Source organism: Bartonella sp. W8167, assembly GCF_016100335.1.
Taxonomy (GTDB): domain Bacteria; phylum Pseudomonadota; class Alphaproteobacteria; order Rhizobiales; family Rhizobiaceae; genus Bartonella; species Bartonella apis.
Map to the genome: position 1 here is coordinate 447653 of NZ_JACFSQ010000002.1, position 13005 is coordinate 460657.

Genomic DNA, 13005 nt, shown 5'->3' on the forward strand with positions numbered 1-13005 from the left:
ATTATTTTGAATATACGCAAAGCGTTAGATCGTCTGCGTTCCGCATCACAGGCGAAAATACTTTGCTCTCAAAGAAATTCTGCCCCCAAGAAACCGCCTGAATTAGCGATAATTGAAACAATTGCAAAACGCCTGATCGCATGGCCTCTATCTGTCAGCGGAGCCGGCATCAAGAGGTTCGTCAATCAAACTTCAACAAGCGTTCAAGATAATCTTTTTCATTTTCAGGCAATGCGGATTGCCCCAATTTTTTCCGGATTTCATCAAGAATGCGACGGGCACGCTGCATATCGCTTTCTTGAGGAATTCCGTTCTTTTCCGACTGATGTCCTGCCGATCCCAGTTTACGCCCGAGAGGATCTTTTGCAGCTGCATCGCCATTTTCGTCTTTTTCGCCATTTTTCTTCATGGCCTGCTGCATTTCCTGCATCAGTTCCCCCGCCCCATTGCGCATCGCATCCAAAGCTTGCGACTGTTGATCGGCAGAGCCACCCGCATCCCCCTGCTGAAGCGACTGGCCCGATTTATTCATTTTATTTTCGGCATCTTTCAATCCGTCACCGGATTTCAAGCCTTTATCGGATAAGTCTTTGCCGAATTTTTTCAATTCCTGCTCAAGATCATCTTGCCGTTTTTTTAATCCATCAAGGTCTTTGCGGTATTCTTCGGGTGTTTTTTCCCCGCGCTCACGCTCATCTTCAAGTTTATGGGTATCATTTAAAGTCTCTTGTTGCCTGCGCATCAAGTCGCCAAGCTTATCAAGCTGCTTTTGCATCTCCTCCATCTGGTTTCCGGCTTCTCCCGAACCGCCGTTCCCGCGATTGACCTGAAGATTATCCATGAGCTGTTCAAGTTCGTTTAAAAGCTGTTCAGCTGCACTGTGGTTTCCCAACTTGGCCATATCCTCAAGCTGTTCGAGTTTTCGGGCAAGTTCATCCGGTGAGAGATTTTGTGCCTGTTGAGAAGGCTTTTGGCCAAGGCCATCGTTTTGTTGCTGTTCGGCAAGTGCGGCAATATAATCATTCATTGCCTGACGCAAGGCGTCAGTCAGACGTTCGATTTCCTCAGGAGAAGCGCCATTTCTTAAAGCATCCCGCAAGGCTGCCGCGGCTGCCTTCAAGTTCTTTTCTGCCTGATTGACGTTGTCTCCCTCGATACCGATTGCTGTTTGCCACATAAAATCGGCAACATTCTTCAAATCTTCATCGGTTTCTGCCAGATGAAGTCGGGTCCAGATGCTACGCAATGCCAGATAATGGGAAAAATTGTTAATCGTATCTTCTGGCCGCAAAGTGAGAGCCGACAACATATCAAGTACATGATCGCGAGAAAGCGTATTAAGTGCCAATATCCGGCGTTGTTCAACCACTGCACGGGCAAGCGGATTGCCGAAATTTCTTTGCGGCAATGTCATCGTACGCGTTTCGCTTCTTCCCTGATGACCAGCGCCGTCTTCTGCAACGAGTGTTAACCGCACTTCCGAACCTGCCCACGGATGGGTGCTGACATCCTGCACGGTGCGCGCATCACCTTTGCCGCCGCGCGGAATCATCAATTTGATTTCCGGTGCATCATAAAGCGGGTGACCGGTTTCCTTGATAGCGGATGTAGGCGATATTTCCACGTAAGCTTTCTCTACCCCGTAATCATCATCAAGCGCATAATCGAGTTCCAGCGAACCATTGAGAATACGTCCCGGTTCCTTGGTAAGCCTGATAGTAGGCGCATGATCGGCAACAACATCAAAATGCCAGTTCTTTTCATAGTGGCGGGTTCTTAATGTCATATCTCCCGATGAAGAAAGAGTGGTCTCGAACGTCTTGCTATTGCTTCTGTGTGTTCCTTCGTCGAGAGCACCGATATTTACCATTTTTCGGGTTTGATTATCGCGCAATTTCAGTGTTGCATCTCCGCCATCAACCAAACGGATAGTTACCTTGCTTCCTTCCGGAACTTTGGCGTTCGAAAGATTGCCTTCTGTCAGATAGATAGGCGCTTCGCCGGTATAAGGCGGCGGTGTTACCCATGCATCCATTCGCATTTTCGACAAATTGACAGGTTGGGAAAAATCAAAAAGATCAGCAATCCTTCCGCCTGACGTGCCTGAAGAATAGGCAAACGCTGTTACCGTAAAAAGCACCACCAGCGCCCGCAATGCCAGCGGATCAAATCGCGTAATCCCTGTTTCCGGTGCGCCTGTTTTCAGGTTTTTAAGGGCACTTGCCATACGGCGCTGATGTTCGGCCCAAAGAGCTTTGACAAAAGCATTGTTGTCATCATTGACCGGCGCATCATAAAGCGTTTCGAGAGGCTGGTTTTTCAGGCCACTTGCCTGTTCAATCCGGTGGTCGATGTCCTTTCGGGAAGGAAAATGAAAACCGGAAATAAAAAACAGCGAACCGATTGCTATAAAAAGCAGTACCCAAAGCACAATCACATGCGGCCAATAGGAAAGGTAATTGAAAACACCAAACCATGTGAGCGACAACAAAACCAACAATACAAGAACGCATGTAATGATACGTGGCCACACGCGTTCAAATGTCAGAACACACCAAGCAACAGCTCTTGCTTTGGCAAGTGCCGCCAGTCGAAACCGGAAAGTGCGCTCATCGTTCAGCAAGGTTTAAGTTCTTCCCTTCGCATCGATTCGATTTATCATTGCAATAAAACAGCAAAGACAAAACCCTTTGCCAAAAATGTCTCGCCGATTTTAGCTGAAAACCAGCGAGCCTGATATCAAGAATTTTCTACCCATTCGGGCACCCGATCAAGCCCGATCATTTCCTCATACGAAATACGCGGGCGAACGATATCAAAACGCTTGTCACACACCAAAACTTCGGGAACCAAAAGACGTGTATTATAGGTGCTTGCCATAACTGCACCATAAGCTCCTGCACTGCAGACAGCCAATAAATCACCGGCTTTTGGCGAGGGAAGAAAGCGACCCAACCCCATGTAATCGCCCGTTTCGCAAACCGGACCAACAATATCGGCCTTCATTGGCACATCATTCTGCCTTGGCTCTTTTACCGGTACAATGTCGTGCCAGGCATCGTATAAAGTCGGGCGGATCAGATCGTTCATTGCCGCATCGACAATAACGAAATTTCTTCCTGCCCCATGTTTTATATAGATGACAGAGGTTACCAGAATACCGGCATTGCCGACGATATTACGCCCTGGCTCCATAATGATCTGGACATTGAGTGAAGCAAAATGTTTTTTGACAATATCTGCATATTCGGCCGGCGAAGGCGGGGGCATATTATCCTTGCGATAGACGATACCAAGTCCACCACCGACATCGACATGACGGATATCATGCCCCTCATCCCGCAGAACGTGGACAAAATCGGCAACAAGTGAAAAAGCATCGTCAAACGGCTGCAACTCGCAAATCTGGCTACCGATATGGACGTCAACTCCATGGACATCGAGACCCGGGAGTTTTGCTGCCCGTTCATAAACCTCACGTGCAACCGCAATAGGAATACCGAACTTGTTTTCCGACTTTCCGGTGGCAATTTTCTGATGTGTCTTGGCGTCGACATTGGGATTGATGCGCAAGGAAACACGTGCTTTTTTCCCCATTGCAACAGCGCGTGCGGATAACTGCTGTAATTCGGGTTCCGATTCGGCATTGAAACAGTGGATATCATGACCAAGAGCAAAATCGATTTCTTCAACGGTTTTCCCGACACCGGAATAGACTATCTTGTCGGCAGGAATACCCGCCTTGAGTGCGCGACGCAGTTCCCCGCCCGACACGACGTCACCACCTGCTCCTTTTTTTGCAAGCAAGCTCAAAACCGCCTGATTGGAATTGGCTTTCAGCGCAAAGGCAACAAGCGCATTGGTGTCGGCAAACGCATGGTGATACTGTTCAAACTGTTGCTGAATGGCTGTAGCCGAATAGCAATAAAAAGGCGTTGCTAATTTTTTTGCTATATCGGCAATCGCTACATCTTCTGCATGTAGAAAGCCGTTACGATATTGGAATGGCTGCAATTAATGCCTCTGTTTAATCAAGCGATCGAGGATAAACGGCTTATCGACCTTGGGTTTTTGAACCATGTTACCGTTTGCATCTTCAACCATTGTGGATGGCGGCGGTTCAAGCGGACCTTTGCGTCCGCAACCGGCCAAGGCCACGCCACAGATTGTGACAATCATCAAACCGGCCAGAGTTTTTTTCATGATCGCGTCTCTTTCCAAAAAGCTTGTCCCATTTAAAAATAGCAAGCGTTACGCTCTTTCCGAACTATTTTAAATCTATTCCCATTCAATCTATTCTTTGTGTAGCGTTCAAATTCAGGCTTTGGCAAGGCGTTTTTTCCAATAGTCGATTTGGCGACGCACTTCTTGCGGAGCGGTACCACCATAACTTTTGCGACTTTGAACAGACTTTTCAACGCTTAGGACATCAAAAACGTCTTCCGTGATATCCGGATAAACAGTCTTCAAATCTTCCAAAGTCAAATCGGAAAGATTACATTTTTTCTTTTCAGCCAAAGCCACTGCGTGACCGGTGATATGGTGGGCTTCACGAAATGGCAGACCCAATTTTCTAACAAGCCAGTCAGCAAGATCGGTTGCAGTCGAATAACCGGAACCGGCAGCTTTTTTCATAACGTCGCGATTGACCTCAAGATCGCCAATCATACCTGCCATTGCGGCGAGCGATAATTCGAGCGACTGGGCAGCATCAAAAACCTGCTCTTTGTCTTCCTGCATATCTTTTGAATAGGCAAGCGGCAAACCTTTCATAATGGTCAATAAAGCAATCAGTGATCCGTTAATCCGTCCGGTCTTTGCACGAACAAGTTCTGCCGCATCCGGATTTTTCTTTTGCGGCATAATGGATGAACCGGTCGAAAAAGAATCAGGCAAATGGATAAAGTTGAATTGTGCCGTTGACCAGATAACAATCTCTTCGGCAAGGCGCGAAAGATGGATTGCGCAAATAGCTGTTGCACTTAAAAATTCCAGCGCGAAATCACGATCGGACACACTGTCGATCGAATTTCTTGTTGGCTCCCTGAAACCCAAAGCCTTTGCTGTCATGAAACGATCAGTAGGAAAGCTTGTACCGGCAAGGGCGGCTGCCCCCAAAGGCGATTCGTTCATCCTTTCACGTGCATCATGCATACGCGACAAATCGCGACCGAACATTTCGACATAGGCCATTAAATGGTGACCAAGAGTAATCGGCTGGGCAACCTGCAAATGCGTAAAGCCCGGCATAAGTGTTTCAACTTCCTGATCGGCGCGATCGAGCAATGTTTCAATCAGATGTCTGATTGACTGTATTGTCTTGTCGGTTTCTTCCCTGACCCAGAGCCGAAAATCCAAAGCGACCTGGTCGTTTCTCGAGCGGGCAGTGTGGAGTCTTCCTGCGGCCGGACCAATCAGTTCGGCAAGGCGGGCTTCAATATTCATATGAATATCTTCAAGCTTGCGCGAAAAGACAAATTTGCCGCTCTCGATTTCGGCAAGAATGGTTTTCAAGCCTTTTTCGATCTCGTCATAATCGGCCGCCGATATAATGCCTTGCGCAGCCAACATAGCGGCGTGTGCCGACGAACCTTTAATATCTTCTTTATAAAGTTTTTTATCAAAGCCGATCGAAGCGTTGATCTCTTCCATGATGGCTGCCGGACCCGAGGCAAAACGGCCGCCCCACATCTGGTTGCTTGATCCATTGTTCTTCATATATGTTAGCCCCCATCGAAAGGACGAAAAAATGGTTGCAAGAATTCTCGAAAAAGCAAAATTTTCCGGTAAAATCCGGAAAATAATTGCCACAACTACACTTGGTGCACTGAGCATATACGCGATAATGATGGGGTCTGACAACCAAGTTTACTCTTTTCCTTCGCTGATTTCTGTTGCCCATGCCGACGCGGCATCTTCCTGCACCGTCAAACCTGAAAAAATTGACAAGCTCAAACAAGCGGCAAATGGTTTTTTCAAGAATATGCGTTTTGCAGACGAACCTTATGATGCAGCCAAACTCAACTTCAAGGATGAAGCGGGCAAAGATCATACATTGGCAGAATTTTCCGGCAAAACCCTGCTTGTCAACCTGTGGGCAAGCTGGTGTGTACCCTGCCGCAGTGAAATGCCGGAACTTGCCAATCTTAAACGCTCCCTCGGCAATGACGCATTCGATGTCATGGCTATCAACATTGATAAAACAGCTACCGACGAAAAAGTGAAAGACTTTTTGAAAACCATCAAAGCCGACAATATTGTTTTCTATCGCGACCAATCCATGGATGTTTTTAACGAAGTACGCAAACAGGGGCTCGCTATGGGACTTCCGATCACCATGTTGATTGATAAAAACGGATGTTTGCTCGCTTCCTATAACGGTTCGGCACCATGGAGCAATGCCGATTCGGAAAAACTGATGAAAGCTGCAATAGAAGTCGATAAAAAAGACTAATCATCCGCTTTCTATTGTCGACAATACTTAAAAAATAATCACGATATGAAATTGACCGGTTGCAAACCGGTCAAAGCCGTTTTTTGCTAAAATCAGGCTCAAAACCTTGACGTTTTTTTCGTTGCACGGCGAGATCGATTGCCCCCAGAAATGCCGAACGGTCACGTCCGGAAAACGGGCGTGGACCGCCTGTTACGACACCGCTTTCCCGCAAATTTTCAAACAAATTGCGGGTAGCCAATGCCGCACCGATTGAGGCTGCATCAAAGAGCCGGCCGGTAGGCGAAATAGCAACTGCCCCCTTTTTGACCACACGATCGGCAAGCGGCACATCATTGGTGACAACAATACTGGCCTCATCGGCTTTTTCTGCAATCCAGTCGTCTGCCTTGTTGAGCCCTTGATCGACAATAACAGCCTCAAGAAAATCCTCGTTCGGTATTCTCATGAAGCTGTTCGAGACAATAAACGTTTTGATATGATAGCGTTCGGCTACCCGATAGGCTTCAGCTTTGACAGGACAGGCATCGCCATCAAGAAACAACTTTATAATCGGTTTGTCTGTCATCGTTTTGCTGTTTCAGCCCTTCTTCTTTTTCCTTGTTCTGTTCTATAGAGCGCACCAATTGGCCAGGCTGTTGCTGGCGGTTACGATAAAACATAATGGCTGCGTTGATTTCTCCACCGAGAATAAAAATGGCACTTAACATATAGAGGAAAATGATTGCCACCATAATCGAGGCGAGCCCTGCATAAGTGGAAACATAATTGGCAAATGTTGCCAGATATTGTGCAAATAACATCGAGGCCAAGACCCAAACCACCATAGTTACACCAATTCCCGGCAAAATATCGGCCAATTTCCGCTTTCCCGCAGGAAGCCATTTATGGGCAATCAACAGACTGATTAACAGGACAACAACTGCAATGGCATAACGCCAGAAGCGGATTGTGCCGACATATTGGCCGATAACCGGATAATCATGTTGAAGAATATTGATAACAAGTGGTGCCAGCACCAGAAGAACACTGATAACCATCAATCCTATCGTGCCGACGATGACAAAAAACAAACTTTGAAACCGGCAAAAAAACAGGCTGCGCCTATCGACCACGCGATAGGCACGATTAAGCGCGGTTCGCAATGCTTCCACGCCGTTTGAAGCAAAATAGGCAGTTCCGATAACCGAAATGGTCAACAAACCACCGCGCTGAATGGTCATGACATTGACAACTTCCTTGACAATTGGTCCGGCAATTGCATCAGGCAACATTTTCAAAAGCGCATTGACGCTTTGCTGGGTATAGGCACGTGCCCCGATAAAACTCGCAAGTGATGTTGCAAAAATCAGGAAAGGAAACAGCGCCATCAAACCGGACAAAGCTATATGACTGGCAAAAGCGCTGCCAGAATCACGGAAATAGTGGCTGACAGCGTTATATAAAATGCGCCAACAAAAGCGTAAGGGTCTCGGCTTCAAATCAATGTCTTTCCCGTTAATCAACCTCAATATATTAGGCTGATCGCACAGATTATCTGTATAAAATTATTTTAATTGAGAACGCAATCTATACAAGCGCTACAACAGCTATTTCAGTGTTTTCCCGTCATTTGATAATGTTACTCAACTTTAATGGACTTTGCCACAAGCCAATCTATCTATATTTTTAAATGAGACAGACGATTTCTCGAGGAGTCCAAAATGGTCAAAATCAATAAAATCTACACGCGTACTGGTGATGATGGAACAACAGGTCTTGTTAATGGCCCGCGGCGCTCGAAAGCCGATTTGCGCGTTGATGCTTATGGCTCGATTGATGAAACCAATGCAACAATCGGACTTGCCCGTCTCGAAACCGTAAGCGATCTCGACAAAATGCTTGAAGAAATACAAAATGATCTGTTCGATCTCGGAGCCGATCTTGCAACCCCGCAAGAAAGCGAAAATAAAACAGATTTGCGTGTTCTTTCCACCCAGACGAAACGGCTTGAGGATGAAATCGACAGGCTGAATGAAAAACTCTCGCCCTTGAAATCCTTCGTTTTACCAGGCGGGTCCAAAGCATCCGCCTATCTACATCTGGCCCGCACCGTCGCAAGACGTACCGAACGGGCTATTGTTGCATTAAGCGAACAGGAAAATGTCAGCAAAGATGTTCTGGGCTATATTAACCGGCTTTCGGATTTTCTGTTTGTTGCTGCCCGTTATGCTAATGATTGTGGTAAAAATGATGTATTATGGGTGCCGGGAAAGAATCGCTAGAGGAGGAACCAGCGCATGATAAAGACGGTCGCTATCGTCGGAGCAGGGCAAATGGGTGGAGGAATTGCCCAAACTGTTGCGACTGCCGGTTTTAAGGTTCTTCTTTACGATATTTCGGCCGAACAGGTTGAACATGCCATCTCGACGATCAAATCAAATCTTGCCCATCTCGTTAAAGCCGGAAAAATGAGTGAACAACACCGGCTTCAAACAATTGAAAAGCTTTCAACCCGATTGACTATCGACGAGTTGAAAAATGCCGATCTTATCATTGAAGCTGCAAGCGAAGATGAAAATATCAAAAGGGATATTTTTATCAGTCTATGCGAAAATCTTGCGCCTGCAACCATTCTGGCCACCAACACCTCGACCATTTCGATTACCCGTCTTGCTGCAACCACAAACCGGCCGGAAAAATTCATTGGCACGCATTTTATGAATCCGGTACCACAAATGAAGCTTGTTGAAGTGGTGCGCGGCATCGCGACCAGCGAAGAGACCTATTCGACAATCTGCGATTTTGTCACTTCAATCGGCAAAACTTTTACGGTTACAGAAGATTTTCCGGCCTTTATCGTCAATCGTGTCTTGGTGCCGATGATTAACGAGGCGATCTACGCTCTTTATGAGGGTGTGGGAGATGTCAATGCAATTGATACAGCTTTGAAACTCGGGGCCAATCATCCGATGGGTCCATTGGAACTTGCCGATTTTATCGGGCTTGATGTCTGCCTTGCTATTATGCATGTTTTGCATCAAGGCTTATCAGACTCGAAATATCGTCCTTGCCCGTTATTGATAAAATATGTCGAAGCCGGCTGGTTGGGGCGCAAAAGTGGCCGCGGTTTTTACGACTATAGCGGTGAAACACCAGTCCCCACACGTTGAGGCTACTTAAAAAGCGAGAAGGTATAAAGCGTTATCAAAAAACAAAAACGATAAAATAACGGCTTTGAACTTCAAAAATTTCACGACTCATAATGAAAAAAACATTGCACCTCGGAAAAGAGTTAAAACCACTCTTTTCCGGCTTCCGGACAAAATTCTTCAATGACCCGTTCGTGAAAAACAACAAAACTTGTCGAAAAAGCCTTTTCCAAAGGGTCTTTCAATCCTCCATTTTTTTGAAAATCGAAGATAGTCCACTTCGGGAATTTGATGACATGTAAAGCTGATGGCTTTTGTGAAGTTGGCTTAACGGAAAAAAACAAAACATAATCAGTTTTAAAACCGGTAAGCAACAAAACATAGGTCACTGAACTCAAGTGTTTTCAAGCTATACCGCTTATAAGACGCGTCAAATCGAGTGCCGTAAATTCTTAACAAAACCGCTTTTTAAAAAAGTCAAAGTTTCACTAAAAAACGAATCAGCTACGCAATTTTTCAGGGATAATACGATCGGGTGGACGATGGTGGTCGATAAAAGCTCTGATATTGATGATGACTTTTTCCCCCATATTAATCCGGCTTTCGACTGTTGCAGACGCCATATGCGGCAAAAGCACTACTTTGCCTTGCTTTGCCAATTTGGCGAGCGACGGACTGAAATTCGGTTCTTTTTCGAAGACATCAAGGCCTGCGCCGGCAAGTTTGCCATTTTCTATCTGTCGGGCGAGGGCATTTTCCTCAATAATTTCACCCCGAGCCGTGTTAACGACGTAGGCTGTTTCCTGCATCAAAGCAAGACGTTCAGCTGAAAGGAGATGGTAGGTGTTCTCGGTGAGCGGGCAATTGATTGAAAGAATGTCAATCGTCTTCAACATATCATCAAGATCGGCCCAATAGGTCGCGTCCAGCTGTTCTTCAATTTTTTCGCTAACGCGGGCGCGATTATGATAGTGGATCGAAAGACCAAATGCTTTGGCGCGGCGCGCAACCGCTGTTCCAATGCGACCGAGACCGATAATACCGAGTTTCCTTCCATAGATACCTTGTGCGGCTATGTCTGGCCGTCAGAGGCCAGTGGTTCGACCATGCGCAAGCGCCGCCAGCGGGTGCGCGAGGCGTTGCCGGAGCTGGTCGCGCTGGGCTGGACGGTAACCGAGTTCGCGGCGGGCAAGTACGACATCACCCGGCCCAAGGCGGCAGGCTGACCCCCCCACTCTATTGTAAACAAGACATTTTTATCTTTTATATTCAATGGCTTATTTTCCTGCTAATTGGTAATACCATGAAAAATACCATGCTCAGAAAAGGCTTAACAATATTTTGAAAAATTGCCTACTGAGCGCTGCCGCACAGCTCCATAGGCCGCTTTCCTGGCTTTGCTTCCAGATGTATGCTCTTCTGCTCCTGCAGCTAATGGATCACCGCAAACAGGTTACTCGCCTGGGGATTCCCTTTCGACCCGAGCATCCGTATGATACTCATGCTCGATTATTATTATTATAGAAGCCCCCATGAATAAATCGCTCATCATTTTCGGCATCGTCAACATAACCTCGGACAGTTTCTCCGATGGAGGCCGGTATCTGGCGCCAGACGCAGCCATTGCGCAGGCGCGTAAGCTGATGGCCGAGGGGGCAGATGTGATCGACCTCGGTCCGGCATCCAGCAATCCCGACGCCGCGCCTGTTTCGTCCGACACAGAAATCGCGCGTATCGCGCCGGTGCTGGACGCGCTCAAGGCAGATGGCATTCCCGTCTCGCTCGACAGTTATCAACCCGCGACGCAAGCCTATGCCTTGTCGCGTGGTGTGGCCTATCTCAATGATATTCGCGGTTTTCCAGACGCTGCGTTCTATCCGCAATTGGCGAAATCATCTGCCAAACTCGTCGTTATGCATTCGGTGCAAGACGGGCAGGCAGATCGGCGCGAGGCACCCGCTGGCGACATCATGGATCACATTGCGGCGTTCTTTGACGCGCGCATCGCGGCGCTGACGGGTGCCGGTATCAAACGCAACCGCCTTGTCCTTGATCCCGGCATGGGGTTTTTTCTGGGGGCTGCTCCCGAAACCTCGCTCTCGGTGCTGGCGCGGTTCGATGAATTGCGGCTGCGCTTCGATTTGCCGGTGCTTCTGTCTGTTTCGCGCAAATCCTTTCTGCGCGCGCTCACAGGCCGTGGTCCGGGGGATGTCGGGGCCGCGACACTCGCTGCAGAGCTTGCCGCCGCCGCAGGTGGAGCTGACTTCATCCGCACACACGAGCCGCGCCCCTTGCGCGACGGGCTGGCGGTATTGGCGGCGCTGAAAGAAACCGCAAGAATTCGTTAACTGCACATTAGGGATATTTCTCTATATTCGCGCTTCATCAGAAAACTGAAGGAACCTCCATTGAATCGAACTAATATTTTTTTTGGTGAATCGCATTCTGACTGGTTGCCTGTCAGAGGCGGAGAATCTGGTGATTTTGTTTTTCGACGTGGTGACGGGCATGCCTTCGCGAAAATCGCACCTGCTTCCCGCCGCGGTGAGCTCGCTGGAGAGCGTGACCGCCTCATTTGGCTCAAAGGTCGAGGTGTGGCTTGCCCCGAGGTCATCAACTGGCAGGAGGAACAGGAGGGTGCATGCTTGGTGATAACGGCAATTCCGGGAGTACCGGCGGCTGATCTGTCTGGAGCGGATTTGCTCAAAGCGTGGCCGTCAATGGGGCAGCAACTTGGCGCTGTTCACAGCCTATCGGTTGATCAATGTCCGTTTGAGCGCAGGCTGTCGCGAATGTTCGGACGCGCCGTTGATGTGGTGTCCCGCAATGCCGTCAATCCCGACTTCTTACCGGACGAGGACAAGAGTACGCCGCAGCTCGATCTTTTGGCTCGTGTCGAACGAGAGCTACCGGTGCGGCTCGACCAAGAGCGCACCGATATGGTTGTTTGCCATGGTGATCCCTGCATGCCGAACTTCATGGTGGACCCTAAAACTCTTCAATGCACGGGTCTGATCGACCTTGGGCGGCTCGGAACAGCAGATCGCTATGCCGATTTGGCACTCATGATTGCTAACGCCGAAGAGAACTGGGCAGCGCCAGATGAAGCAGAGCGCGCCTTCGCTGTCCTATTCAATGTATTGGGGATCGAAGCCCCCGACCGCGAACGCCTTGCCTTCTATCTGCGATTGGACCCTCTGACTTGGGGTTGATGTTCATGCCGCCTGTTTTTCCTGCTCATTGGCACGTTTCGCAACCTGTTCTCATTGCGGACACCTTTTCCAGCCTCGTTTGGAAAGTTTCATTGCCAGACGGGACTCCTGCAATCGTCAAGGGATTGAAACCTATAGAAGACATTGCTGATGAACTGCGCGGGGCCGACTATCTGGTATGGCGCAATGGGAGGGGAGCAGTCCGGTT

12 protein-coding genes and 2 pseudogenes are annotated in these 13005 nt (G+C 48.1%); 7 read left to right on the forward strand and 7 right to left on the reverse strand.

What is annotated here, in order from left to right; all coding sequences use genetic code 11:
• Positions 1–181 precede the first annotated feature (181 nt).
• The 4 genes from H3V12_RS08610 to argH all read right to left on the reverse strand — a co-directional run bounded on the left by H3V12_RS08610 (position 182) and on the right by argH (position 5718).
• Positions 182–2623, reverse strand: a complete 2442-nt coding sequence (locus tag H3V12_RS08610) for a TIGR02302 family protein (protein WP_246787530.1) — start codon at positions 2621–2623, stop codon at positions 182–184.
• Between the two features lie 116 nt (positions 2624–2739).
• Entirely contained in the window at positions 2740–4014 is a 1275-nt protein-coding gene (lysA, locus tag H3V12_RS08615) for a diaminopimelate decarboxylase (protein WP_198214339.1), read from the reverse strand.
• Complete coding sequence (locus tag H3V12_RS08620) at positions 4015–4203, reverse strand: lipoprotein (RefSeq protein WP_075869513.1); 189 nt, start codon at positions 4201–4203, stop codon at positions 4015–4017.
• A 114-nt stretch (positions 4204–4317) separates the two neighbouring features.
• A complete protein-coding gene (gene argH / locus H3V12_RS08625; RefSeq protein ID WP_075869512.1) occupies positions 4318–5718 on the reverse strand; it encodes an argininosuccinate lyase in 1401 nt (466 codons plus the stop codon).
• 31 nt (positions 5719–5749) lie between these two features.
• On the opposite strand from argH, the gene H3V12_RS08630 reads away from it, so the two are divergent.
• Entirely contained in the window at positions 5750–6454 is a 705-nt protein-coding gene (locus tag H3V12_RS08630) for a TlpA disulfide reductase family protein (RefSeq protein WP_198214340.1), read from the forward strand.
• A 70-nt stretch (positions 6455–6524) separates the two neighbouring features.
• Here the strand turns inward: H3V12_RS08630 and H3V12_RS08635 are convergent, their stop codons facing one another.
• Positions 6525–7022, reverse strand: a complete 498-nt coding sequence (locus tag H3V12_RS08635; protein ID WP_198214341.1) for a YaiI/YqxD family protein — start codon at positions 7020–7022, stop codon at positions 6525–6527.
• Positions 6988–7935 carry a YihY/virulence factor BrkB family protein gene (locus tag H3V12_RS08640; RefSeq protein WP_198214342.1) on the reverse strand — a complete coding sequence of 316 codons (948 nt, stop codon included), beginning with the start codon at positions 7933–7935 and terminating at the stop codon, positions 6988–6990. Before H3V12_RS08640 ends, H3V12_RS08635 begins: the two co-directional genes overlap by 35 nt.
• A gap of 222 nt (positions 7936–8157) precedes the next feature.
• Between H3V12_RS08640 and H3V12_RS08645 the strand changes: the two genes are divergently transcribed.
• Positions 8158–8718: a cob(I)yrinic acid a,c-diamide adenosyltransferase gene (locus tag H3V12_RS08645; RefSeq protein ID WP_198214343.1), complete on the forward strand. Its 561-nt coding sequence runs from the start codon at positions 8158–8160 to the stop codon at positions 8716–8718.
• Positions 8719–8733: 15 nt separating this feature from the next.
• Complete coding sequence (locus H3V12_RS08650; protein ID WP_198214344.1) at positions 8734–9606, forward strand: 3-hydroxybutyryl-CoA dehydrogenase; 873 nt, start codon at positions 8734–8736, stop codon at positions 9604–9606.
• Positions 9607–10085: 479 nt separating this feature from the next.
• On the opposite strand, the pseudogene H3V12_RS08655 reads toward H3V12_RS08650, so the two are convergent.
• Positions 10086–10646, reverse strand: a pseudogene (locus H3V12_RS08655) (2-hydroxyacid dehydrogenase); the annotation flags it as partial.
• Between H3V12_RS08655 and repC the strand changes: the two are divergent.
• From repC to H3V12_RS08675, 4 genes and pseudogenes are all read left to right on the forward strand, one after another.
• Positions 10638–10811 (forward strand): annotated as a pseudogene (gene repC / locus H3V12_RS08660) (replication protein C, IncQ-type); the annotation flags it as partial. The pseudogenes H3V12_RS08655 and repC overlap by 9 nt on opposite strands.
• Before the next feature lie 306 nt (positions 10812–11117).
• Positions 11118–11933: a sulfonamide-resistant dihydropteroate synthase Sul2 gene (sul2, locus tag H3V12_RS08665; RefSeq protein WP_001043260.1), complete on the forward strand. Its 816-nt coding sequence runs from the start codon at positions 11118–11120 to the stop codon at positions 11931–11933.
• Positions 11934–11993: 60 nt separating this feature from the next.
• Positions 11994–12797, forward strand: coding sequence for an aminoglycoside O-phosphotransferase APH(3'')-Ib (gene aph(3'')-Ib, locus H3V12_RS08670; protein WP_001082319.1), 804 nt, complete (start codon positions 11994–11996; stop codon positions 12795–12797).
• On the forward strand, positions 12797–13005 hold a 209-nt coding region (locus tag H3V12_RS08675; RefSeq protein ID WP_215541160.1), incomplete at its 3' end, for an aminoglycoside phosphotransferase family protein. The genes aph(3'')-Ib and H3V12_RS08675, both read left to right, overlap by 1 nt.